The 23,630-nt window shown below is 71.2% G+C and carries 21 protein-coding genes, 1 other RNA gene and 1 pseudogene; 15 read left to right on the forward strand and 8 right to left on the reverse strand.

Annotated features, from left to right (window positions below; translation table 11 throughout):
- Positions 1-27: 27 nt before the first annotated feature.
- From ACZ6SD_RS20105 to ACZ6SD_RS20135, 7 genes are all read right to left on the reverse strand, one after another.
- Positions 28-462: a hypothetical protein gene (locus ACZ6SD_RS20105; RefSeq protein WP_465318470.1), complete on the reverse strand. Its 435-nt coding sequence runs from the start codon at positions 460-462 to the stop codon at positions 28-30.
- A 27-nt stretch (positions 463-489) separates the two neighbouring features.
- Positions 490-921: a hypothetical protein gene (locus tag ACZ6SD_RS20110; RefSeq protein ID WP_465318471.1), complete on the reverse strand. Its 432-nt coding sequence runs from the start codon at positions 919-921 to the stop codon at positions 490-492.
- Positions 918-7,292 (reverse strand): WXG100-like domain-containing protein, encoded by a 6,375-nt coding sequence (locus ACZ6SD_RS20115; protein WP_465318500.1) that lies wholly within the window; start codon positions 7,290-7,292, stop codon positions 918-920. The genes ACZ6SD_RS20110 and ACZ6SD_RS20115 overlap by 4 nt, the downstream gene beginning before the upstream one ends.
- 56 nt (positions 7,293-7,348) lie before the next feature.
- Positions 7,349-7,669: a WXG100 family type VII secretion target gene (locus ACZ6SD_RS20120; RefSeq protein ID WP_465318472.1), complete on the reverse strand. Its 321-nt coding sequence runs from the start codon at positions 7,667-7,669 to the stop codon at positions 7,349-7,351.
- Positions 7,666-8,232 (reverse strand): YbaB/EbfC family nucleoid-associated protein, encoded by a 567-nt coding sequence (locus tag ACZ6SD_RS20125; RefSeq protein ID WP_465318473.1) that lies wholly within the window; start codon positions 8,230-8,232, stop codon positions 7,666-7,668. Before ACZ6SD_RS20125 ends, ACZ6SD_RS20120 begins: the two co-directional genes overlap by 4 nt.
- A gap of 83 nt (positions 8,233-8,315) precedes the next feature.
- The gene (locus tag ACZ6SD_RS20130) at positions 8,316-9,104 is read right to left on the reverse strand and encodes an SURF1 family cytochrome oxidase biogenesis protein (protein WP_465318474.1); all 789 of its coding nucleotides are present in this window, start codon (positions 9,102-9,104) and stop codon (positions 8,316-8,318) included.
- Between the two features lie 41 nt (positions 9,105-9,145).
- Positions 9,146-9,631, reverse strand: coding sequence for a low molecular weight protein-tyrosine-phosphatase (locus ACZ6SD_RS20135; protein WP_465318475.1), 486 nt, complete (start codon positions 9,629-9,631; stop codon positions 9,146-9,148).
- A 23-nt stretch (positions 9,632-9,654) separates the two neighbouring features.
- Between ACZ6SD_RS20135 and ACZ6SD_RS20140 the strand changes: the two genes are divergently transcribed.
- From ACZ6SD_RS20140 to ACZ6SD_RS20160, 5 genes are read left to right on the forward strand one after another with little or no spacing between them, the layout of a single operon-like run.
- Entirely contained in the window at positions 9,655-9,855 is a 201-nt protein-coding gene (locus ACZ6SD_RS20140) for a hypothetical protein (protein ID WP_465318476.1), read from the forward strand.
- Between the two features lie 34 nt (positions 9,856-9,889).
- Complete coding sequence (gene cobC, locus ACZ6SD_RS20145; RefSeq protein ID WP_465318477.1) at positions 9,890-10,954, forward strand: Rv2231c family pyridoxal phosphate-dependent protein CobC; 1,065 nt, start codon at positions 9,890-9,892, stop codon at positions 10,952-10,954.
- Positions 10,951-11,793 (forward strand): Nif3-like dinuclear metal center hexameric protein, encoded by an 843-nt coding sequence (locus ACZ6SD_RS20150; RefSeq protein ID WP_465318478.1) that lies wholly within the window; start codon positions 10,951-10,953, stop codon positions 11,791-11,793. Before cobC ends, ACZ6SD_RS20150 begins: the two co-directional genes overlap by 4 nt.
- Entirely contained in the window at positions 11,790-12,527 is a 738-nt protein-coding gene (locus tag ACZ6SD_RS20155; RefSeq protein ID WP_465318479.1) for a zinc ribbon domain-containing protein, read from the forward strand. The genes ACZ6SD_RS20150 and ACZ6SD_RS20155 overlap by 4 nt, the downstream gene beginning before the upstream one ends.
- A 2-nt stretch (positions 12,528-12,529) precedes the next feature.
- Positions 12,530-13,618 (forward strand): bifunctional RNase H/acid phosphatase, encoded by a 1,089-nt coding sequence (locus ACZ6SD_RS20160; RefSeq protein WP_465318501.1) that lies wholly within the window; start codon positions 12,530-12,532, stop codon positions 13,616-13,618.
- Positions 13,619-13,858: 240 nt separating this feature from the next.
- Here the strand turns inward: ACZ6SD_RS20160 and ssuE are convergent, their stop codons facing one another.
- Positions 13,859-14,413 (reverse strand): NADPH-dependent FMN reductase, encoded by a 555-nt coding sequence (ssuE, locus tag ACZ6SD_RS20165; protein WP_465318480.1) that lies wholly within the window; start codon positions 14,411-14,413, stop codon positions 13,859-13,861.
- 117 nt (positions 14,414-14,530) lie between these two features.
- Between ssuE and rnpB the strand changes: the two genes are divergently transcribed.
- The 10 genes and pseudogenes from rnpB (at position 14,531) to ACZ6SD_RS20215 (ending at position 23,627) form a co-directional block, all read left to right on the forward strand.
- Positions 14,531-14,913: RNase P RNA component class A (rnpB, locus tag ACZ6SD_RS20170), an RNA gene on the forward strand.
- Positions 14,914-15,286: 373 nt separating this feature from the next.
- Entirely contained in the window at positions 15,287-15,577 is a 291-nt protein-coding gene (locus ACZ6SD_RS20175) for a hypothetical protein (RefSeq protein ID WP_465318481.1), read from the forward strand.
- Positions 15,578-15,595: 18 nt separating this feature from the next.
- Positions 15,596-16,072, forward strand: a pseudogene (locus ACZ6SD_RS20180) (hypothetical protein); the annotation flags it as partial.
- An 85-nt stretch (positions 16,073-16,157) separates the two neighbouring features.
- Positions 16,158-19,130, forward strand: a complete 2,973-nt coding sequence (locus ACZ6SD_RS20185; protein WP_465318482.1) for an ATP-binding protein — start codon at positions 16,158-16,160, stop codon at positions 19,128-19,130.
- Positions 19,127-19,261 carry a hypothetical protein gene (locus ACZ6SD_RS20190; protein WP_465318483.1) on the forward strand — a complete coding sequence of 45 codons (135 nt, stop codon included), beginning with the start codon at positions 19,127-19,129 and terminating at the stop codon, positions 19,259-19,261. Before ACZ6SD_RS20185 ends, ACZ6SD_RS20190 begins: the two co-directional genes overlap by 4 nt.
- Positions 19,258-21,300, forward strand: coding sequence for a magnesium transporter (locus tag ACZ6SD_RS20195; RefSeq protein ID WP_465318484.1), 2,043 nt, complete (start codon positions 19,258-19,260; stop codon positions 21,298-21,300). Before ACZ6SD_RS20190 ends, ACZ6SD_RS20195 begins: the two co-directional genes overlap by 4 nt.
- 3 nt (positions 21,301-21,303) lie before the next feature.
- Positions 21,304-21,933 carry a hypothetical protein gene (locus ACZ6SD_RS20200; RefSeq protein ID WP_465318486.1) on the forward strand — a complete coding sequence of 210 codons (630 nt, stop codon included), beginning with the start codon at positions 21,304-21,306 and terminating at the stop codon, positions 21,931-21,933.
- Positions 21,930-22,937, forward strand: coding sequence for a C40 family peptidase (locus ACZ6SD_RS20205; RefSeq protein ID WP_465318487.1), 1,008 nt, complete (start codon positions 21,930-21,932; stop codon positions 22,935-22,937). Before ACZ6SD_RS20200 ends, ACZ6SD_RS20205 begins: the two co-directional genes overlap by 4 nt.
- A gap of 16 nt (positions 22,938-22,953) precedes the next feature.
- Complete coding sequence (locus tag ACZ6SD_RS20210) at positions 22,954-23,424, forward strand: hypothetical protein (protein WP_465318488.1); 471 nt, start codon at positions 22,954-22,956, stop codon at positions 23,422-23,424.
- A gap of 2 nt (positions 23,425-23,426) precedes the next feature.
- Positions 23,427-23,627, forward strand: coding sequence for a hypothetical protein (locus ACZ6SD_RS20215; RefSeq protein WP_465318489.1), 201 nt, complete (start codon positions 23,427-23,429; stop codon positions 23,625-23,627).
- Positions 23,628-23,630 lie beyond the last annotated feature (3 nt).

A 23,630-nucleotide genomic window follows, 5' to 3' on the forward strand; every position in this document is an offset into this window, starting at 1 on the left:
TGACTCAGCCCTCTCCCCTTGACTCACTCACCGGCGCGTGACCCTGAACGACGGCGGCTCCCCCGCGGCCCGCCGCGCGGCTTCCTCTTCCCACATGGCGAAGGTTCGGCGGCGTATGGATTTGATCAGTTCTCGTTCCTCGTGGGTGAAAGAGTTGCGCCCTTCGCTCTCCCGCTGGGCGAACATCGCGTCGATGGTGTCGTAGAGGGCGAAGATAGGGCCGTCACCGCGAAGGTGGTAGGCGCGGATTTCTTCGGTCTCGCAGACGAACTCTTCTGCCCCGAGGGGAGAGATGTCGCTGGTGGAGGTGGCACCGGAGATGGGCACGATCGGGCTGTTGTCGATTTCGAACTCGCCGGTGTTCCAGTTGAGCAGGTATCCGACCCGCTGGCCGTCGGGAGTGGTGTCGAGCTTGAAGGTGCGGCCATAGTACTCATAGTATTCCGGTGCCCGTGTTGTCATCGAGTCGCTCCTCTCATTGGTCGGCGTTCACTTACGTGTGATGCTGAACGTGGGTGGTTCGCCCGCGGCTCGGCGGGCGGTTTCCGCTTCCCACATGGCGAAGGTTCGGCGGCGAATGGATTCAATCAGTGCGAACTCCTCGTCGGTCACTCCACGATTCTCGGCTTCTGCCTGTGCGAAAAGCGCGTCAATCTTGTCGTAGAGCGCGAAGATCGGGCCGTCGCCTCGCAGCCGGTAGGAGCGGATCTGCTCAGTTTTACGGATGAACGTCGTCTCGTCGATCTCAGCGATGTCGCTGGTCGATGACGCGCCCAAGATCTCCGTGATCGGGCTGTTGTCGATCTCGAACTCGCCCGTGTCCGGATTGAGTAGGTACCCGATCCGCTGGCCGTTCCGTGTGGTGTCGAGCTTGAAAGTCCGACCCCAGTATACAAAATATTCCTCTGTCGGCGCTGTCATTGCTCGCTCCTGTTGTTCGATCGCTCATCGCCGCGAGTGATGCCGCCGCCCAGGGTGAAGGCTGCCCCGAATCGAATTTTTTCCTCGTTGAGGATGGCTCCCAGCAATGCCCGTTCTTCTGCTGTCAAAACCCGGTTCTTTCCGTCCGGGCTCATGGGCCTGTCGAGGTCTTCGTTGGCCACCGCCTGCAAATCTCTGCGCACTTCGAACAGGGCGTGCTCGTAATCGGCGACATCATCGATCTGCTTGAGGTGCAGGCGTAGTTCCGCGACGTGATAGCTGCCATCCTCGGTTTTGAGGCGGACGCTCATCTGAAGGTCGCGGTAGCCGCTTGACTGCGGTTTCAGGAACCGGTCCTTGAACTCGACGATTTTGATGCTCGCCCCAGGTTTGCTGGTTTCCGCGACGAGTGCTTCCAGTCCTCGGTAGACTTCTTCGATCGAGTCGTACTGGATCTTCGATCCGACCAGGTCTGTCAGCAGGTCGGCGTCACCCCCGTAGTTGCTCACCTTGTCGTTCGCGCGGACTCGGCTTTTCTCGGTTTTGCGCGACTCGGGATGGCCGTTGGTCGCCGCCGCGACCCGCTCGGCCAATTCGTGCAACTGCCGCTGTTTTCCCTGCCAGTTCTTGTAAAGATGATCCAGATACTGGCTCCGATAATCTGGGTCGTTTTTCCGGGAGTGCTCAAAGTCAGGTTGCAGATTGTGCCCAGTGGGCGCCCTGCTCGCCACGGCCTCCGCTCGCCGAGAGATTTCCGCCTGCTCCGGGGTCAGTGCCGCGGGTGCGGGCTTGGGGTCGGCCTCGTAGGCCTCCGCGAGGTCCGCTGGGCCCGCCGGGTGGTCTCGGACCTCGCGCACGCAGTCTTCGAGGACGTCGATCGCCTTGGGGTGGGTCAGTAGGTTGGCCAGGGTCTGCGGTCGGGCCAGCAGCGAGTTCTCCAGGTACGGCACGTCGCGCAGCATTCGGGCCAGGGTGGGGTGGCGCGGCAGCAGCGCGGCGATGGCCTCGCCGATGTGGATTTTCTCGCCGTCGACCTTGATGCGGGAGTCGGGGTCGCGGTGGCTGATGGCGTCGGCGACGCGCATGGCCTCTTGCAGGCGCGGGTGCTGGAGGTAGCGGTCGATCTCCGCGCGGGTTGGGAGTGGGCGCTCGGCCGCGGAGTCCTGCTCGCGCGGGGGCGGGTCGGCGGCGCCGTAGCCGCCCTGGTCGGAATGGGTCGAGGCGGTGTCGGTGTGGGTGCTCGCGGCGTGGCGTTCGGCGACCGTGGCGAGGTCGTAGGGGAGCAGGTCCAGTTTGGCGGGCGGGTGCGGCAGGCGCATCAGAGAGTTGTTCTGCGGATCGATGAACGCCACGCCCTCCCGGGTGTGCACGACCTCCGCCACGTGCCCGTACTCGGCGCCGTCCGGGCCGAGGTACTTCACCGCGATCACCGCGCGGGAGCCGAGAGGCTGCTCCCGCATCGCGCGGATGACCTCGTCGTAGCCCGCGTGGGCCTGCCAATCGCCGCCCAGCCGGTCGCGGACGTGGTCGAGGGTGCCCGCCGACATCATCTCCTGCGGCCGCAGCGGCCCGGCCTCGGTGTCGATGCCCAGTTGCCGCAGCGCGCTCGCCACCACACCACGCGTGCAGTTGGTCTGATACCCCTGCTCGAACGCGTCGGCGTCGTGGAAGCGCGGGTTGACCCCGGCCAGGTGCGGGTGCCGTTCCGCGACGTACTTGGCGGCCTGGTTGCCGTTGGCGGTGTCGGCGTGGATCGCGGCTTCGCTCGGCGGGTTCGTGGCATACGACAGCGGCGACCAGTCGTGGTCGCCGACCTGGCCGTCGTCGAACGCGAGCCCCTCGACGGCGAGGTCCGTTCCCGCGTATCCGCCATCGAGCCCGTCGAGCCGGTTGATGATGTGGCTCGAATCGTGCGGCGCCTGCGCTGTCTGGTCCGAGCCGGTGCCGAGGGCGTCGCCGATGTCCTCCTGCTTGCGCGCCTCGACCGGCGGTGTGTGCTCCGTGCCGCCGTCGAGCCGCGTCCGGACCGGATTCAAGCGCTCATCGAAGATCTTCTTGTTGGCGTTGTTGGCGGCTCGCCGAGCGGCGATCTCCCGCTCCGCCGCGTCCTTGTCCAGATACCGGGGGTCGCCCGGCAGGACCTCTTCGACCCTGATGATCGTCTTCTGCTTGACGACCCCGCCGCGTTCGACCTCGACGGTCACCTTCTCGTGGGTGTACCACTGGGTGCCCGGCTTGCCGACCCCTTCCTTCTCGGCGCTGTTCTGCGACAGCTCATGGATGTCGCGGACGGTCTTGGCCTGGATGTGCAGCTCGACGTCCTCGCCGAACTTGGACACGAAGTCCGGCGACTCCTTGAACGAGGCGCTGACGATCGTCGGCTCGACCGTGGTGCGGCCCGGCACGTACTGGTCGGCGATGAGCTTCGCCAGCACGGGGTCGCCAGCGACGTTGATGCCGCGCAGCATCTCCGCCTCCACCGGCGGCAGCTCGTTGAGCGCCGAGACGATGGCCCGCACCTGCAGCCGGGCTCGGACGAAGTTGTCGAACTGCTTGCGCGCCTCGTTCGGGGACAGGTCGGGGCGCCCGTCCGGCCCCAGCCGATGCGCGGTGTTGGCCGAGTCGAACAGGTCGTGCCCGGAGTAGCCGTACAACGCGACGGCGCCGCGGTCGGACAGGCCCGCCATCGACGCGGCGGCGTCGCGCTTGGCGAGCGCGGCGGCCCGGACCTCGTTATGGCGGTCTGTCGTCTTGAAACCGCCTATGAGTGCGGCGTTGTCCTCCGGAGTGGCCCGATAGTCGGGGTCGAAGAGGTAGTCCTCGCTGAGAGCGTCCTGTTGGGCCGACGGGTCTGCGGGTTCTGCGCCGGAGGCGTGTTCCTCGGTGTCCGGCTCCGGGGACCGCTGGTCGGCGTGAGCCTCAGCCGCGGGCAGTGGCTCATCGATGGGTGGGCGGCTTGGTTCCGCGGTGTTGGGTGTCTGCTCCTGCGGCTTGGGGCTGGCTGGGTCGGTCGATGTCGGTGGCTGCGCGGGTGGGTCCTGCCGAGGGGCAGTGGCCTGCGTGAGGTCGTCGGGGCGCGGTTCGACGGGCGCTCGGTCGGAAGCCGCGGCGGGCAGTGGCTCATCGACGGGTGGGCGGCTTGGTTCAGCGGCGCTGGGCGCCTGCTCCCGCGTTTCGGGACTGACCGGGTCGGCCGACGTCGGTGGCTGCGCGGGTGAGTCCTGCCGAGGGGCAGTGGCCTGCGTGAGGTCGTCGGGACGCGGTTCTACGGGCGCTCGGTCGGACACCGCGGCGGGCGGTGGCTGATCGGCGGGTGGGCGGCTTGGTTCCGCGGTGTCGGGTGTCCGCTCCTGCGGTTCGGGGTTGACAGGGTCGGCTGATGTCGGTGGTCGCGCGGGCGGGTCCTGCCGAGGGGCGGGGACCCGTGCGAGGTTGTCGGGGCGCGGTTCGACGGGTGCCCGGTTGGAGACCAGTGGCTCGGACGGTGGCGGAGTTCGCGTGGGGTTCGTGTCCGGCGGCGTCGGTCCCTGCGGGCGGGAGGACGTGTCGGCTGGTGTGGGCGCGGGCGGCTGACGGTGTGCCGGTGGTGGTCCCTGCGGACGCTGGGGTGGTGGTCCCAGCGGACGGGAGCCGTTCGACGGCCCCTGACCCGGCTGCGGGTGATACCCCTGCGGCGGCGGGGTGACCGGGCCACGCGGCGGGGGACCGGCGGGCGCGTGACCGCGGGGCGCCATCGGCGGCCTGCTTCCCGGCGGCGGAGGCATCGGGGGAAGCGGCGCGCGGTGAGTGCCCGGCGGCGGAAGCGGCGGAGTCCCCTGTCCAGGGGGATTGGGGCGGTAGCCGGGCGGCGGCGGGCCGGACGGCCGCGCCGGGTGCGGTGGCCCGCCCTGGGGACGCGGCGGCGGCCCGCCGTGCGGACCCCGGGGCGGCCCGCCGTGCTGTCCTTGCGGAGACGCGGGGTAGGGCCGTTGGTCGGAGCGCGGTGGTGGCGCGGAGCGTGGGCCTTGGTCGGAGCGCGGTGGTTGTGCTGGGTGCGGGCCTTGGTTGGAATGCGGTGGTGGCGCTGGGTATGGGCCTTGGGGGGAACGTGGCGCGGGGTACGGATTTTGGTCGGGGCGCGGTGCGGGCGCGCGGTGCGGACTCTGGTCGGAGCGCGGCGGGAGCGGTCCAGTCGGAACCGGTCCGGGCCTGCCCGGCATGCCGCCCTGCGGGCCGATCGGCGGGAACCCCTGCTGCTGGGGCGGCAGGGGTGGCCCGTCCGGCCTCTGCGGCATGTCGGGGCGCGGGGTGAAGTGGCCGTTGCCCGCGAAACCGGCGGAGTTGACGGCGTCGCCGCGCGGTCCTGGCTGTCTGCCCGCGTCGAATGCCTGGTGTCCCGGTTGCGGCCCGAAACCGCCCGGGTGCGCCGCGGGGGGCGGCGCCATGCCGTATCCGCCCGTCGCGGTGGGGCCGCCGTTGCCAGATGAGCCGTGGGCAGGCGGGGCTTGCCCGTACCCGCCGGTGGGCGACGGCGAAGTGGCCCCGCCCGACGACGGCGGATTGCCGCCACTGGGCGATGGGGTGCCGCTCGCGGACCCGGCGCCTGCCGCGCCACCGGTGGGGTTGCCTGGACCGGTGGGGTTGCCGCTTGCCGGTGGAGCGCCGGTGGCGGAACCACCTGCCGAGCCGGCCGAACCGCTCGTCTGCGGGCCGCCGCCGGGGGCGGCGCTTGTCAGGTTGGATGGGCCGCCCGCGGGGGAGCCGCCCGGTGGGCTGCCTGCTGAGGGGCCGCTGGTTGATCCGTGGGCAGGCCCGCCCGCTGAGCCGCTCGCCGGGTTTCCGGGTGTGCTGCCTGCGGGTCCGCCCGGTGGGCCGCTGGCTGAGGGGCCGTTGGTTGATCCGACAGCAGGCCCGCCCGCTGGGTTTCCGGGTGTGCCGCCCGGTGAGCTGCCGGGCGTGCCGCCGGGTGAACCGCCGGAGGGGCCGCCAGGTGTGCCACCTGAGGGTCCGCCCGGTGGGCCGCCTGCCGAGGGACCGCTAGCTGATCCGACAGCAGGCCCGCCCGCCGAGTTTCCGGGTGAGCCGCCTGCTGGGAGACCGCCCGCTGATCCGGATGCCGAACCGCCCGGCGACCCGGTGTCGGCGCTGGGGCCGCTCGGGCCAGGGCTCGGCTGCGTGGAGGGGCCGCCCACCGGCTGGCCGCCGTCCACCCGGTCCACGGTGGGCGCGGACGACAGCACCGACGCCTGCGGCGCGTCCGCCCTGCCCGTGCCCGGCGAGGAGCCCGCCGACGCTGACTGTGCGCCACTCGGCGCGGAAGACGGTGGTGCGCCGCCGGAATCATCCCCACCAGAGTCCAAAGTGGACCGAATAGCCGAGTTTCCCGGCTCGGCAGATGGCGCTAGGACCGGCTGGGGGCCGCCCGCGTCTGGGCGGGTCGGGTTGGCGGCCGGGTCCGGGGCGGAGAAGCCGTCCATGGTGTCCTTGGCGCCGCCCACGCCTCGGTCGACGGCGCCGCCGGAGGCGCCCATGAGCACGTCCCCGGCCGAGAGTTCGTCCAGCTTGCCGGTCACGGCGGCTTCGCCGACGGTGGTGGCCACTCCTTCGACCGCGCCTCGGGTCGCGCCGCGGACGGCGCCGTCGACTATCTGGCCGCCCGCGGTGTCGGACAGGCCGCGGGTCGCGCCCTTGGGGACGGCGTTGGACGCCGCGCCGACGACGCCCTCCACGGCGCCGCCGATGCCTGCTTCCTTGGTCTTCTCCCAGTCCCAGGACTTGCGGTCGCCGGAGGCCATCTGCACGGCCTGGATGCCAGCGTCGAGGGCGATCCCGCTGGCCACGTTGGTCGCCACTTCGCGCAGCACCCGTTTGAGGACCTGCTTGGCGACCTGCTTGAACCCCTGCTGCATCAGCTTCTGCAGGAGCTGCCGGAAGATCATCTGCACGGTGATCCGGGTGGCCACCTGGGCGGGGACGATGCCCGCCGTCGAGCCGCCGAAGGTGAACGGCGCCGAGGCCAGCATGGCCGCGATGGAGATCGCCAGCATGACCAGCGAGGCGATGATCATGTACTTCGTGTACTCGACGTCCAGGGCGGTGGCGTCGCAGGCGTCGCCGAGGGCTTGGCAGGCCTTGACCAGGGCGTTGAGGTACGCCTCGTCGCCCTCGCCGAACTTCTTCCACATCTGCTCGAAGGCGTCGGCGCTCTCGCCGGTCCACACGTCGATGACGTCCGACGCGCCCTGCGCCGCGGTGGTGGTGACCTGCGGGATGGCCTGCGCGGCCTGGTGCCAGGCGTCGCGGAGCGCGCGGAGCTTGTCCTCGTCGCCCTCCGGCCAGCTTTCCCCGACGACGATGGGCAGCAGCCACTTGACCTCGTCGGGCATCTCCATTCCCACGGCGCTACCCCAGCCGCGCGGGGACGGGCGGTCGACCAGTTGGCACGGGGTCAGCTCTCCTGGGCGTCGAGACCGTGGCGGTTGACGTCGTCGGCGTTGCCGTAGGCGGCCACCGCGTCGGTCACGCCGCCCTGCAACCCGCGCAGTCCGTCGACCAGGGAGGTGAACGCCTTGACGGTGTCGTCGGAGCCGGGCACGTAGTCCTTGGCGAACTCCTGGCCGGACTCGTCGTTCCCCCAGCAGGCGCCTTGGGCGGCGAGCGCGTCGGCGAGCGTCTTGCCCACGGTCGCCAGCTGGTCCGCCGCCGACCCGAGTTTGGTGGCGGCGCGGGCGGCGGCGTCCGGCTCGATGCTGAAGCCGCCGGCGGTCACGAGCGGCCCCTGTCGAGCCAGCTGTCCGGCTGTTCGTCGGCGTCCTCAGGCTCGGGTCGGCGCGGGCGGCGCGGCGGCGGGGCGCTCTCTTCGTGCCGGTAGACCGCGCTCTGGTCTTCGTAGGACTCGTCCTCGACCGGGGCGGGCGGCGGCTCGGGAGTGTCGAACCGGGGGAGCAGACCCGACAGCGACGGCGCCCCCGCCACCAGGTCGGACAGGTCGGGCAGCCCGTCGGTGAGCGGCGACATCGCCTCGGCCACCTCCTGCTTGACCTTCGCCGCGCCTTCCTGGGCCAGGCGCAGCGCGGCGCGGGCCAGCGCCTCGGGGGTGGACCGCTCGAACGCGGACGGCGCGAACTCCAGGTGGGTCAGCACGCCCGAGGCGTCGACGGACACGCGGACCAGGCCGTCTTTGGAGGTCAGCGACGCCGACGCCGCGGCGGCAGCGGCCTGCGCGTCGCGGAGCATCTCGGTCTGCCGGTGGAAGGTGTCCAACAAGCTGTGCACTTGTTCCTTCATCGCGGCGTTGCGGGCCTGGAGACTCGCGTGATCGTCGCCGGACATGACTGCGTCCCCCTGGTATGCGCATCTGGCGTGGGTGCCGACCCTATCGCCTTGCCGGTCGCGGTCGCGGGTGATCGGAAAGATCACGTGGCGGCGCGCTCGCGGGCCTCGTCTTCGGCCAGGATCTCGGCGACAGAGCGGCGGCGGGGTTTGTCCGGGGCGTCGAGGACGCCGCCGGGCTGGATCTCCCGCCAAGTGAAGTAGAGCAAGCCCAGGAGGGTCATGACGCCGAAGGCGATCCATTGCAGCGCGTAGGACAGGAACGGGCCCGCTTCCAGCTGGGGCAGCGGGAGCGCGCCGAGGACGCCGGGAGAGCCTTCTTCGAGTTGCAGGTAGCCGGGACGGATGTCGAGGTTCGCCGCCGCGCCGACGACGGCGGGGTCGATGGCGTAGACCTGCCGGTGGCCGTCGTCTTGCAGGATCGACCGGTCACTGGCCTGCGTCTCGCCCGCGCGCAGCCGGGCGGTGAGCTCGACCTGGCCAGCGGGGGCGGCGGCGAACGGGGGGACGCGCACACCCTCCACCGGGCGGACGAAGCCGCGGTCGACCAGGACGACCGAGCCGTCGGTGAGCCGGAACGGGGTGAGGACCTCGAAGGCCGCCACGCCCTGGACGGTGCGCAGGCGGGCCAGGGCCTCGGCTTCCGGCAGGTAGGCGCCGGTCAGCGTCACCCGCCGCCACTCGCCGGACACCGTGCCGTAGGGGGCGGGCGGGGCGGTGAAGGAGGCTTCCACGGCCGCGTTGGTGGCCTTGCGGTCGGCGTGCCGCTGGAACTGCCAGGGTGCGAGCAGCGTGAAGCACGCCATGGCGAAACACACCACGACGAGCGCCGACAGCAGCCATCCCGGGCGTAGCAGCAACTTCAACCGCACTCCCCAACGGTAGGCCAGTGCGCGGCGGCCCAGTGGCCGGGCTAGGCGGGGGTGCGGTCGGTCACACGCTGGCTGACCCAGGCCAGCAGACCGGGCGTGGCGGCCTCGACCATGGCCAGGACGGCCGTGAAGCCTTCCGCGCCGCCGTAGTACGGGTCCGGTATGTCCAGATCGGGACCGGCGGCCGGGTCGAAAGACCGCAGCAACGTCACGCGTTCGGGGTCTGGCACTCGGGCCCGCAATGCGCGAGCGTGCCCTTCGTCCATCGCGACGAGCAGGTCGGCGTCGAGGTGGTGGGTTTCCAGCCCGCTGGCGACGTGGCCGGTCGGGTAGCCGCCGCGGGCCAGGACGCGCGCGGTGCGCGGGTCGGCTGGGTCGCCCGCGTGCCAGTCGCCGGTGCCCGCGCTGCTCACCCGCACCAGATCCAGCAGGCCCGCCCGGCGCAGGTGCTCGCCGAACACCAGCGCGGCCATCGGGGAGCGGCAGATGTTGCCGGTACAGACGAAGCAGATGTGGCAGAGGTGCACTGGACCAGGGTAAGGAGCGTGCTGTGGAAGACGAGCCGTGGTGGTCGGCGGAGTCGGTGTGGCGGCTGCCCGCGGCCGACCAGGAGGTGGCGTTGCGGCGGATCTCGACCGCTGTCGAGCAGCACACGGTCCTGCGCACCTCGCCGGACGAGCTCGCCCGGCGCCGGGCCGACCGCTGGCTGCGCGCCCACGGCCTGGCCGTCCTCGCCGATGGCGAGCCCTGACCGGGGGCGGACACCGGCCCCATAGAATCCTGCGGTGACCAGCACCGGACCCGACGATCACGCGCTCCTGCGCCACCACGGCGACCTCGACGCGCGCCCGGGGCTGCTCGACTTCGCCGTCAACGTGCGCGGCGGCCGCCCGCCCGCCTGGCTGCGCGACCGGCTCGCCACCGCGCTCGACCGGCTGGGCGCCTACCCCTCCGCCGACGACGACCGGCGCGCGCGGGCGGCCGTGGCCGCGCGGCACGGGCGCGACCCCGACGAGGTGCTGATCCTCAACGGCTCGGCCGAGGGGTTCGCGCTGCTGCCCACCCTGGCCCCGGCCAAAGCCGCGCTGGTCCACCCGTCGTTCACCGAGCCGGAGGTGGCGCTGCGCACGGCTGGGGTGCCGGTCCACCGGGTCCTGCTCGATGCCGCCGACGGCTACGCCCTGCACCCCGAACGCGTGCCAGACGACGCCGACCTGGTCGTCCTGGGCAACCCCACGAACCCCACATCGACCCTGCACCCCGCCGACACCGTCCGCGCGCTGGCCCGGGACGGCCGGACGCTGCTGGTCGACGAGGCGTTCATGGACGCCGTCCCCGGCGAGCCGGAAACCCTCGCTGGCGACGGCGAGACACCCGGGCTGCTCGTTTTCCGCAGCCTCACCAAGACCTGGGCGCTGCCCGGCCTGCGCGCCGGTTACGCCCTGGGCCACCCGGATCTGCTCGCCAGCATCGCCCGCCACCGTCCACAGTGGCCGGTCGGGGCGCTGGTGCTGGAAGCCGTCGTCGCCTGCTGCGAGCCGCCCGCGCTGGCCGAGGCCGAGGTAGCCGCGGTCGACGCCCGCGATCACCGCGAAGCCCTCGAAGCCGCCCTCGCCGCGCTCGGGGTCGCCGTGAACCGGCCCGCGACCGCGCCCTTCCTGCTGCTGGAAGTCGAGGACGGCCGCGCCCTGCGCGACGCCCTGCGCGGACGCGGCATCGCCGTCCGCCGGGGCGACACTTTCCCCGGCCTGGGGGAGAACCACCTGCGGGTCGCTGTCCGGTCACCGCGAGAGTGCGTGCCGCTGCTGGCCGCGCTCCGCGCGGAGCTTGCTGTGGAGGTCTCGCTGTGACAACGAAAGTCGCCGACGCGGTGGCGGCGCTGGAAGCCGCCTACCCGCCCGCCCTCGCCGAAAGCTGGGACGCGGTCGGCTTGGTCTGCGGCGACCCGGCCGACGAGGTGACCAAGATCCTCGTCTGCGTCGACCCGGTCGAGTCCACTGTGGACGAGGCGATCGAGACGGGCGCGCGGCTCATCGTCGCCCACCACCCGCTGCTGCTCAAGGGCGTGCACGGCGTTCCGGCGGACACGGTCAAGGGGTCGCTGGTGCACCGCATGATCCGCGCGGGCGTGGCCCTGTTCTGCGCGCACACCAACGCCGACGCCGCCGACCCCGGCGTGTCCGACGCGCTGGCCGAGGCCATCGGCCTGACCGTCACCGCGCCGCTGAACCCCAACCCGGACGGCCGCACCGGCATCGGCCGGATCGGCGAGCTGCCCGAGCCGGAGCCGTTCGCGGCGTTCGTGGAGCGGGTGGCCCGCGCCCTGCCCGCGACCGAGGGCGGCGTCCGCGCTGCGGGCGACCCCAACCGCCGCGTCCGCCGGGTCGCGGTGTCCGGCGGCGCCGGTGACTCCTACCTCGCCACCGCGGCCAGGGCGGGCGTTGACGCCTACGTCACCGCCGACCTGCGCCACCACCCCGCCAGCGAGCACTTGGCGGCCGCGGCCGCGCCCGCGCTGGTCGACGTGGCGCACTGGGCGAGCGAGTGGCCGTGGTGCGGGCAGGCGGCGGGGGTCCTGCGCGCCGCGCTCGGCGGTACCGTCAGCGTCGAAGTGTCCACTCGCCGCACCGATCCCTGGACCGCCCAGTCCGCCGGGGCGCCAACCCGAACCGGGAGGTTCACCGGGTGAAAGCCGATCCCGCCGCCCAACGCCGACTGCTCGACCTCGCCGAGGTCGACGCCGAGCTGGCCCGTGTGCTGCACCGGCGCCGCACGATGCCGGAGCTGGCCGAGATCACCGAGGCGGAGAAGACGGTCCGCGCCAAGAGCGACGCCCTGGTGGCCATTCAGATCCAGGTGGACGACCTCGACCGCGAGGTCGCCAAGCAGGAGAAGGAGATCGACGCGGTCCGCGCCCGCGAGGACCGCGACCGCAAGCTCTTGGCGGGCGGCACCCTCAACAGCAAGCAGCTCACCGACATGGAGCACGAGCTGGCCACCCTCGAACGCCGCCAGTCGGTCCTAGAGGACGACTTGTTGGAGCTGATGGAGCGCCGCGAGGCGATCGACATGGACGGCAAGCACGCCGGTGTCGAACTGGCCAAGGCCCAGGAAACCCTGGCGGAGGCCACCAGCAGGCGCGACGAGAACCTGGCCGACCTCGACACCAACCAGGCCCGCCGCGAGGCTGAGCGAACCAAGATCCTGCCCACCCTCCCGGAAGACCTGCTGGCCTACTACGAGCGCAGGCGGGCCCAGCGCGGCATCGGCGCCTCCCTCCTGCGCGCCCGCCGCTGCGGCGCCTGCCGCATCGAGATCGACACCCGCGAAATGTCCCGAATCCGGGAAACCCCCGCCGACGAGGTGGTCGAATGCCAGGAGTGCGGCGCGATCCTCGTCCGCACCCCGGAGTCGGGCCTGTGAGGGTGCTGATCGAGGCCGACGGCGGTTCCCGGGGCAACCCGGGCCCCGCCGGTTACGGCGCGGTAGTGCTCGACCCCACCACCCGCGAGGTGCTGGCCGAACGCGCGGAAGGCATCGGTGTCGCCACCAACAACGTGGCGGAGTATCGGGGCCTCATCGCGGGCCTGCGCGCGGCGGCGGACCTGGGCGCGGACACAGTGGAAGTGCGCATGGACTCCAAGCTCGTCGTGGAGCAGATGTCCGGCCGTTGGCAAGTCAAACACCCCGCGATGCAACCTCTGGCCCAGGAAGCACGCGCCCTGGCCAAGCGTTTCACCTCGATCACCTACACCTGGATCCCCCGCGAACGAAACAAACACGCGGACCGCCTCGCCAACGAGGCCATGGACACCCAGGCAGGCGAGCCCCCACGGAAAAAGCCCGAGCCCCAAGACCGCATCTCCCCGGCACGCTGGTCCGGCGCCCAGGGCTCCCCCACCAAGCTCCTCCTCCTGCGCCACGGCCAAACCCCCATGTCCGTCGACCGCCGCTACTCCGGCCGAGGCGACGTCCCCCTCACGGCCCTAGGCCAAACCCAAGCGGAAGCCGCCGCCCGCAGAATCGCCAAACTAGACGGCATAGACGCCGACACCCCCATCATCGCCTCCCCCCTAACCCGCACAAAGCAAACCGCAGCGGCCCTAGCAGCGGAAACCGGCGGCCAAATCGAAACCCACCCCGGCCTCCTAGAAACAGACTTCGGCGACTGGGAAGGCCTAACCTTCACAGAGGCAGCGGAACGAGACCCAGCCCTCCACTCAAGCTGGCTCTCCGACACCTCAATCCCCGCCCCCAACGGCGAAAGCTTCGACGCAGTCCACCACAGAGTCCGCAAAACCCGAGACGACCTACTACTCCGCTACGCGGACCGCACCCTGGTCATAGTCAGCCACGTAACCCCCATCAAGTCCCTACTGAGAATGGGCTTGGACGTAGGCCCCTCACTCTTGTTCCGCCTACACCTAGACCTGGCATCCCTCTCGATAGTCGAGTTCTACCCAGACGGCAACGCCTCAGTACGCCTAGTCAACGACATCTCCCACCTGACCTGACCCAGCAGGGCACAGCACAGCACCTACCAACAGGAACCCAACGCTGCCAGGTGCTCGATGGGGTGGAGTGGTTTCTCTGGGGGAGAAGGAAGATCGCTAAGCTGGCTGCGCGCGTGTGAGGCCGAAGGCTTCCCACCCGTCTTTCACACGGCGATCTTCCTTCGTAGGGGCCCCAGAGAAACCACTCCACCCCATCGAGCAACCCCCGCAACCCAACGAAAGCCCGGGACCCCCAACGAATCACCCAGTCAACCGAGCATGCCGAGCAGCAACCCGCCGCACAGCCACAGAGAACCCACCCAACACCTCAGCCAGAGCAGCAGCCGCCAACGGCCGAACCACCCCACCCTCCTCCCGAGGCGCGATCTGCTGATCCAGCAGAAAATGCCCAGGCAACACCCGAGTAGCCCCCATAGCCGTCAACAACGGCCGCAACACAAAGTCAATAGCCACAAGATGCCCCTGCGTCCCCCCAGTGGCCAGCGGCAACACAGCCTTCCCAGCCAGAGAACCAGCAGGCAGCAGATCCAGCAGCGACTTCACCAGCCCGCTGTAGGCAGCCCGATACACCGGACTGGCAACCACCACCCCGTCAGCCGCGGCCACCGCCTCCACCGCCGCCCGAATCGCCGGATCCCCCAGATCCTCGGCAAGCAGCGCCACAGTCGGCAGGTCCCGCACAGCCAGCACCGTCACCTCATGCCCCAGCCCGCGCAGAACCTCAGCGGCATGCTCGACCAGCACCCCGGCCCGAGCCTCGGCCGACGGACTACCGGAAACAACCAGAATCCCCACGGTCCACTCCCATCGCCTACCGGCGAGTAGATCAGCCCAGGTCCAGCCGCTCAACGCCGTCCAAGCCATGGGACGTGCCGGTCCGAACCAGGCTCCCCGTATCCTTGATCCTGCGGGCGAGTCGGCAGGGCGGCCGCGCCGGTGCGACCCACCGGCGAGGAAAGTCCGGACTCCACAGGGCAGGGTGGTTGCTAACGGCAACCCGGGGCGACCCGCGGGACAGTGCCACAGAAAACAGACCGCCTGGCGGTAAGCCAGGTAAGGGTGAAACGGTGGTGTAAGAGACCACCAGCACCCCGGGTGACCGGGGTGGCTCGGTAAACCCCACCCGGAGCAAGGCCAAGAGGGAGCCTCTGGGCTCCTGCGCAGACGTTCGAGGGCTGCCCGTCCGAGTCTGCGGGTAGGCCGCACGAGCCTGTCGGCGACGGCAGGCCTAGATGGATGGTCGCCGCCGGGGCGAGAGTCCCGGCACAGGATCCGGCTTACGGTCGGCTCGCCCGCCCCCTGTGAGCGACCCCGGCTGGCCGTACACCGATCGGAGTAACTTCGCACGGGACGCGCCCGGAACTTTACTGTGACTTGTCACACCGACTGTGAAGATCGGGTTCGCGGGCGGGTGAAACATGGCTGTGACGAGGAAAATCTGGTCGACGCGGGGCATGGCCGCCCGCCCGGGGATGATGATGGATGTGGTCAGATGACATCCGGACGCGCGCAGGAGGCTCGGTTGGACGTACGGACAGCAGTGTCGTAACTACGTTTCGTAATGACAATCATGTGCCTTTCGTGCTGTACTCGACAGCGCACAGCACGAACCTGCCGCGCAGGAGCACGACGACGCCCCCGACCGCTCCGCGCACTTGGGAGATCGACATGACTACCCCGACCCTCGCCGCCCTCATCGACCTCGCCCAACAGCAAGAGCCTCCCGCGACCAACGTGGACACCGCTGGTCTGCGCGGCTGGATTCTCGACAACGTCATCCCGCTTCTGCTCCTCGTGGTCGCGCTGCTGCTGCTCTGGCTCGGCGGCGGCAAGGGCGACAACGCGGGCGTGATGCGGCGCCTCGGCGGCGTGATCGTGGCCCTGGGGATCATCGGTCTCGCGGTGACCAACGCAGGCGAGGGCATCGGCCGGTGGCTGGCCGGCCTGTTCACCGGCTGACAAGGCCGGTGAACTGACGTGCGAATACGCACCGACGACGAGGTGTACCGGGTCGACGCCGTGTGGCTCGGCCCGCCCAAGGCCACGTTCCCCTGGCGGGCCAGGTACGTGGCCTGGGGCGTGGGCACCGTGGTGTTCCTGATCGCCCTCACCGTGCTCCGCAACGTGGGCATCGGCCTGTTCTGGTCGTTCGCCTGGGGCATGGTCGCCACCATCGCGCTGACCATGCTGATCTGCTCGCGGATCAGCCACGAGCGCCCGCTGGGCGCGGTGCTGACGATGTGGGTCCGCGAGCTGACCGCCCCCCGTGAGGCGTCCACCGGCAACGGCGGCGCGGTCAGCGCTGCGCACGTGCGGGTTCGAGCCGAACTGCCCCGCAAGAAGCCGCGCGGACAGCGCCGCCGGGAGAAGATCGAGCGCAGAGCGCAGAAGGCGCGCTCGTCCAGCAGAGCGCGCCGGGCGGGCACCGCCCGACGGCCCGAGGCCAGAACCGGCGGAAACGCGCGGCAGCGGGGCGGCGGAGCGCCGAGCGGTGGGTACGGGGCTGGACACAGGAACGTGGGAAACAGGGAGGTCAGCGGTGTTCGGACGCCGTAAGCGCGAGCCGGAAGGGCTCGCGCCGCACCCGGCGGGACACCCGCAGGCCCAGGCGCACGCGCGACACAGCGCCCGCTACAGCCAGCCGCAGCGCAAACGGGGCAAGCGCTTGCCTGGCGAGCAGGCCATCCCCAGCTACACCCCGGAGATCGCCGCCCGCAGCATCGACGGGCACCTGCTGCGCACCGGCGCGGACGTCTACGCCTGGTACCGGCTCGCGCCGCAGCGCTGGTCGTTCCGGTCCGACTCGCAGCGCCAGGACCTGATCGCGGCCATCGCGGGCCAGTACGCCGAGCTCGCTGGGCGCTGGATGCACCTGCGGGTCACCACCCGGCCGTACCCGATCCGCATGTGGGCCGAGGCGCACGTGCACAACGCCGTCAACCGGCTGCCCGACGTGCCCGGCGCGCTGAGCTTCGACGATTACCTCGTCGGCGAGCAGCAGCAGCTTCTGGGCCGCTCCATGGCCGAGAAGGAGGTCTACCTCGGCGTCCAGGTGCAGACCCGCAACGTGATGGACCGCGCCGTCGAGCGGGCCGCCCCGCTGCTGCGCAAGGTCTTCCCGGACGCGGTCGACGCCGAGCTGCTGGCCATGGAGAGCGAGGTCGAGCACCTCGACCAGGTCATCGGCTCCGCCGGGCTGGAGGGCCGCCCGGCCACCGCCGAGGAGATGTCCTGGCTGATGCACCGCTCGTGCTCGCTTGGCCTGCCCGCGCCGCGCAACCTGCCCGCGGTGCCCGGCGCGGCCTGGGAGCCCGAGGACCTGGCCAGCTTCACCGACGCCGCCGACTTCCACCAGGACCCGTATGCCCCCACGGTCACCGTGCGCGGGCGCACCGGCTCCAACGCGGGGGTCACCCGGCACGTGTGCGTGCTGACCGTTGGCATGATGCACGGCCTGCAGATCCCCGAGATCGATGACCCGTGGGTGCAGCGCGCCGACCGGCTGCCCGCCTCGGTCGAGTGGTCCGCGCGCATCTACGTGCGCCGCCCGGAAGAGGTCCAGGGCGAGCTGGCGCGGCAGATGAACAAGGTCCGCTCGCAGGTCAAGCACTACACCGACGAGCACGAGCTGGAGCCGCCGCAGTCGCTGGCCCGGCAGGCGAGCCGGGTGCTGGAAATCGATGACGAGATGACCTCGGGCTTCACCGCCCTGGCCACCCGGGTCCGCTCCTGGTGGCGGCTGGCGGTGTCCGGCCCCACCGACCGCGACGCGCTGCGCCTGGCCCAGCAGCTGCTCGACCTGTACAAGCCGAAGGTCGCCATCGAGCACCCCGAGGCGCAGTACGCCATGGCCCGGGAGTTCATCCCCGGCGAGCCGCTGGCCTCCACCGCCTACCTGCGCCGCGGCTCGGTCGTGTGGGCCGCCTCCGCGGTCCCCACGGCCACCGCCGAGGTCGGCGACCGGCGCGGCATCCTGCTCGGCGAGACCGTGACCGCGACCCGGCGCCCGGTCGCCTGGGACCCGTGGATGGCCCAGGAGATCCGCGACGCGTCCGGTTTGACCGCCATGGTCGCCGGGCTCGGTGGCGGCAAGTCCTTCCTCGGCGGCGGCATCGTCTACAAGACGCTGCGCGCCGGGGCGCACTGGACGATCCTCGACCCGTCCGGCCCGCTGGCCCGGCTGTGCGACCTGCCCGAGCTGCGCCCCTACGCGCGGCCGATCAACCTGCTCAACGCGCAGGCGGGCATCCTCAACCCGTACCGGGTGGTCGCCGAGCCCAAGATCGACCACTTCCTGGACGAGGACGACCCCGAGCGCGCCTGGCGCCGGGAGAAGGCGCTGGCCGCGGCCACCCGCCGCCGCCTCGTGCTCGACGTGCTCTCCGGCCTGCTGCCGTATGAGGTCGCGCGGCTGCCGCAGAGCCGCATCGTGCTGCTGCGCGCCGTGCGCACCGTCGGCGGCCGCGCCGACGCCGACCCGAGCCTGGTGTTCGACGCGCTGCGCCGCGACGCCAGCGAGCACCACGAGCACGCCGTCGTCGTCGCCGACTTCCTGGACGAGATGAAGGAGCGGATGTCGCTGCTCATCCCCGAGCGCGGCGCCGACCCCTACGACGAGCAGCGCGACGACCGGATGACCGTGCTGACCATGGCGGGCCTCACCCTGCCCAAGGACGGCGTCGGCCGCGAGCACTGGACCGACGCCGAGGCGCTCGGCGTGGAGATGCTGAACCTGGCCGCCTGGCTCACCCAGCGCTCCATCTACGAGAAGCCCAAGGACATGCGCAAGGGCGTCTGGATCGATGAGGCGTTCTTCCTCTCCGAGGTCCCGACCGGCCGCGTCCTGATGAACCGCTTCGCCCGCGACTCCCGCAAGTGGAACGTCCGGGTGCTGCTGTCCTCGCAGATCCCGGCCGACTTCCTCAAGATCCAGGGCTTCGTCACCCTGCTCGACTCGGTCTTCATCGGCCGCTTGGACGACGATCAGGCTCAGGCCGACGCGCTGCGCCTGCTCAAGGTCCCCGTAGGCGCGGGCTACGAGCAGGTCGTGGCCAGCCTCGGCCGCCGCCCCGGCGTCCAGCGCGGCCTGGTCGAACGCGACACCGCCCCCCGCCAGTTCATCTTCGGCGACGGCGCGGGCGGCGTCGAGCGCATCCGCATCGACCTGTCCGGCGCCCACCTCGACCACCTGCGCGCGGTCATGGACACCACCCCGGACGCCCAGCGCGAAGGCGCCCGCAGGCTGCTGCCCGACTCCACCGAGCCCGCCGCGCCTGCCCCGACCCCCAAGAGCGAGCACGACTTCGTGCCCGCTGGCGGTTCCGCCATGCCCAGCGACGAGGAGTTTGAACGCGCGGCCGAGTTCGAGCTCGGCCTCACCGAAGACGACTTCATCGGCGACGACGCCCCCGGCGACGACCCCCACGGTGACGACCTCCAAAGCGACGAGCGCGCGCAGGTGGAGGGCGGCCAGGACCCGGAGAAGAAACGCGGCCGTGAGGACGCGGCATGAACGACACGGTCAGCCCTGTCGTGACATCCGTCCTCTTGGCTACCTTGCCGAAGGCCGCGATGATCAAGGCCAAGTTGATCGAGCTAGTGCCCGGTGACCCGAGTGCGGCGAGGTTGGTGGACGTCAAATGATCACGTTCCTGGTGGTGGCCTTCGCCGCGCTGCTCATGTGGGCCCGGCGGCGCAAGCGGCTCGGCGTGCCCGCTGGCGCGCCGAGCAGGCGGTACGCGATGCTCGCCGTGGTCGGCATCCTGGCGTTCCAGGGCGTCCTGGGCAGCCCGGCGATGGCGCAGGACGCCAACAGTTGCGTCCCCAACCCGGAGCGCCCCGGCTCGGGCATGGTCGGCGCGCTCGACCCGCCGCAGGGTCGCGGCGGCGAGGCCGACAGCCCGTACAAGGTCTACAGCTACGCGGGCATGGTCTGGCACGTCTACGACGAGTCGTGCGGCGGCCTGGTCCCCTCCGGGGTGACCGACCCGGGCGCCACGATCGACAACTGGGCGGGCAACGAGCTGTTCAATGTCGCCAAGAACATCGTCGGCGCCACCAACTCCCTGCACTACACGCTGTTCGACGGCGGCGTGCTCGGCGGGCTCAACGCGCAGATCGGCAAGGCCGCTGAGGCGATCTTCGACAACATCTACACCCAGCTGTTCAGCCTGGCGATGCTGGTGCTCGCCATCCTGATGTTCCGCCAAATCTGGCAGGGCGACCTGGCCACGGTCAGCAAGCGCACCCTGTTCGCCCTCGCGGGCATGTGGCTCGCGGCCTCATCGGCGGTGCTGGTCAGCAACTACGACCGCATCGATGACACGATCGAGCGGGTCACCACCGGCATCCAGGCCGGGTTCGTGGACCCGGAGGACGCCGACGTCGCCGCGCAGCACATCCTGCCGCTGAGCCTGCACCAGAAGATCGTCTACGAGAACTGGCAGCGCGGCGAGTTCGGCGCGCCGGACACCCCCCAGGCCAAGGAGTTCGCCCGCAGGCTGCTCGACGCGCAGGCGTGGACCATCGATGACGTGGAGTCCGGCCGGGACGCGGACAACGCGGCCGAGCAGGCGAAGAAGAACGAGTACAAGACCATCGCCACCCAGCTCGGCCCGGCGACGGGGTACTTCAAGGGCACCGACGGGTCGCGGACCGGGGCGGGCATCCTCGCGCTGTTCCAGTCGATCGTCTACTCGATGTTCCAGCTGTTCGCCAAGCTCGCCGTGCTGCTGGCGCAGCTGCTGCTGCGCATCCTCGCGCTGACCGCCCCGGTGATCGGCCTGGTCGCGCTGGTCCACCACGACATCCTGCGCAAGGTGGGCCGCGCGGTCGGCGCGGTCGTGCTCAACGTGCTGGTCCTGGCGATGCTCGCGGGCATCCACTTCAAGTTCCTTGAGCTGATCTTCTCCCCGGAGGCGCGGCTCTCGCTGCTGACCCAGATGCTGCTCGCGGCGATCGTGACGCTGGTGTTCTTCCTGGTGGGCCGCCCGATGCGGCGCATGTGGCAGATGCTGGAGCTGTCCGTGGGCGCGGCGGGCGCATCCATGCCGGGGGCGGGCGCGGGGATCTTCTCCCGGTTCCGCCGGGGCAAGCACGACGGCCCGACCCCGCAGGACGACTTCTGGGAGACCGTCCGCGAGGGCGAGGCGGCCGAGACCGGCGCGCTGGTCCCCAGCGGCGGCGGTCGCAGGCCGCGCCCGGAGGCCAGCAACCCGGTGACGGTGGTCGCGGAGCGGATGGACACCCGCAGGCAGGCGGCCATCGGCGGGTCCCGGCCGGGCATCGAGGCGAGCAAACCGGGCGTCGACGGCGAACTGGTGCTGCCCGACACCGGCGGCCCCGGCCGCGGCGGTCCCGCGCGGATCGCCATCGGCGGCGGCAGCGGCAAGCCGACCAGCAGGCTCGTGGACACCGTGCCGGTCGCCGACCGGGGCTGGGACCGCGGTGAGGACGCCGTGGTCATCCCGTCGATGGTGCCCAGCAGGCGCGGCGACTTCGACGCGCCGGTCGAGGCCCAGCCCAGCCCGACGCCGAGGGTCGCGGACGTGGAGATGGTCGCGGGCCGCCCGGTCCACGTCGTCTACCGGCCCTCCCGCGGCCTTGAGGTCGCCGACAACACCCCGCCGCGCCGGATGCCGCTCAACGACGGCCCCCGCGAGACCGACGCCGTGGTGAGGTGACCCGTGCCGATCCGCACCAACCGCGGCCGCGCCGCGGTCTACCGCAAGCTGTGGGGCTGGCCGCTGCGCTCGCCCCGGCACCTCGCGGTGGCGGCGTTCGTGGTGGCGCTGCTGCTCACCGGGGCCGGGATCGTCATCCCCAAGGTCGTCGGCAAGAACGGCGGCCAGACCGCGACCGGCGGTTCGAGCTCGGCCGCGGCGACGACCACCGCCCGACCCGGCCAGCGCCCGGACGCCGGGCCAGGCGGCAACAACCTCCCGACGTCCTCCCTGCCCAACCGGCTCACCTCGACGCCCCGCCCCACCAGCACCGTCCCGCCCGCCCCTGACGCGCTGAACACGGTGCGCGACTGGGCGCAGCGGTGGGTCGACCACCCGGACGGCCTCAGCGCGCAGGAGTGGCTGGAGCGGCTGCGCCCGTTCACCACCCGCGAGTACATGGCGATCATGGCCTCGGTCGAGCCAGCCAACATCCGCAGCACCCGGCTGACCGGCGACATCCGGGCCATCACCTCGTTCGAGAAGTCCGTCGAGGCCGAGGTGCCCACCGACGGGGGAACCATCCGGGTCATCGCGATCAGGACCGACGACGGGTGGCGCGTGGCGAACTACGAGCAGGTGGAGGGCCGATGAAGTCGGCGGTGATCATCGGCACGGTCGCGGTCGCCGCGCTGACGGCTGTCATCGGCACCGGAGCGCTCACCTCCGTCGTGCAGAACGAGCAGGCCGCGCAGGCCCGCCAGGTGCGGCTGGCCTCGTGCAACGCGACCCTCGGCCCGGCCAGCACCGGCCCGGCTGGCTCCGGCGCTGGCGACGCGGCCCGGCTCACCGCCGAGCAGCGCGGCACGGTCGCGCTGATCATCGGCATCGGCAAGCAGCGCAACCTGTCCCCGCGCGCCTGGCAGGTCGCCATCCAGGCTGGCATGACCGAGTCCGGCCTGCGCAGCCTCAACTACGGCGACCGCGACTCGCTGGGCATCTTCCAGATGCGCCCGTCCATGGGCTGGGGCTCCCCGGCGGAGGTCACCAACCCGGAGTACGCGGTCAACAAGTTCTACGACGTGCTGCTCGACGTCCCCGACTGGGAGTCGCAGCGCCCCGGCGAGTCCGCCCAGGACGTCGAGCGCTCCGCGTTCCCCGACCGCTACCACCGCTGGGAGGCGATGGCGGCCCACCTGATCGGCGACCTCGGCCAGGTCCCCAACGCCACCGGCTGCGGCCAGGGCGTCGGCAACCTGCTGCCCGCCCCCACCCCCGCCGCGGGCGACGCCATCCGCTGGGCCCTTGGCCAGCAGGGCAAGCCCTACCAGTGGGGCGCGCTGACCACCCACCAGAACTCCTTCGACTGCTCAAGCCTGATGCTGCAGGCGTACCGTTCCTCCGGTATCACCCTGCCGCGCACCTCCCGGGAGCAGTTCCGGGCGGGCGCCCTGCTGCCGGTCGAGCAGGCGCAGCCCGGCGACCTGCTGTTCTGGGCCTACGACGAGTCCGACCCGCGCACGATCCACCACGTGGCCATGTACCTCGGCGACGGGAAGATCGTGGAAGCGCAGCAGGACGGCGTGCCGGTGCACATCCGGCCGGTCCGCTGGACCGAAGGCGAACTGATGAATCAGGCCGTGCGACCCGGGGTCTGATGAGAAAGGGCAGATCATGAACATGTACAGCCCGGGGCCCATCCCGCGCCACGCAGGCCCGCCCGCGTCCAGCACGCCGATCACCGACTTCCTGCGCGCGCCGCGACCCGGCGTCAGCGAGGGGTATGTGGTGCTGCCCCGGTCGCTGGCCGAGGCCATGCCGTTGCCGTGGCAGCAGCAGATGACGCACCTGCTGCACGAGTTCCACCAGGTGTACGCGCATTTGAACTGGCCGGAGTACCGGGTGGTTCCGTCGCGCAAGGAGCGCCTGGTGGACCTGGACGAGGACCAGTTGGCCGAGGTCGGGTGCTTCGTGGAGATCGACGCCGACGGGGAGCTGGTTTACCGGGAGCGCAACGGGCGGCGCATCGAGGACCCGGAGCGGCATGAGGTCTTCGTCTCCTGCCTCGACCCGATTCCCAGCCAGCACATGAACGCCAACCAGGACACGCCGCCGCGCGGATTTCCTGCTCCTACCTGGGGGTAGTCGTGAGTGATGATCCGGATGTCGGGTGGTACTACAACACGCGCACGGGTGAGGTCGAGCATGGGGCGCTGGCGCGCGGGATAGACCGGCTCGGGCCTTATCCGGACCGGGCGTCCGCCGAGCGGGCGTTGGAGATCGCCCGGGAGCGGACGCAGGCCGCTGACGAGGCCGATCGGGCCTGGCGTGAGGACGACCCCGACTAGGGC

It is taken from the genome of Actinokineospora sp. NPDC051303, from assembly GCF_055586285.1.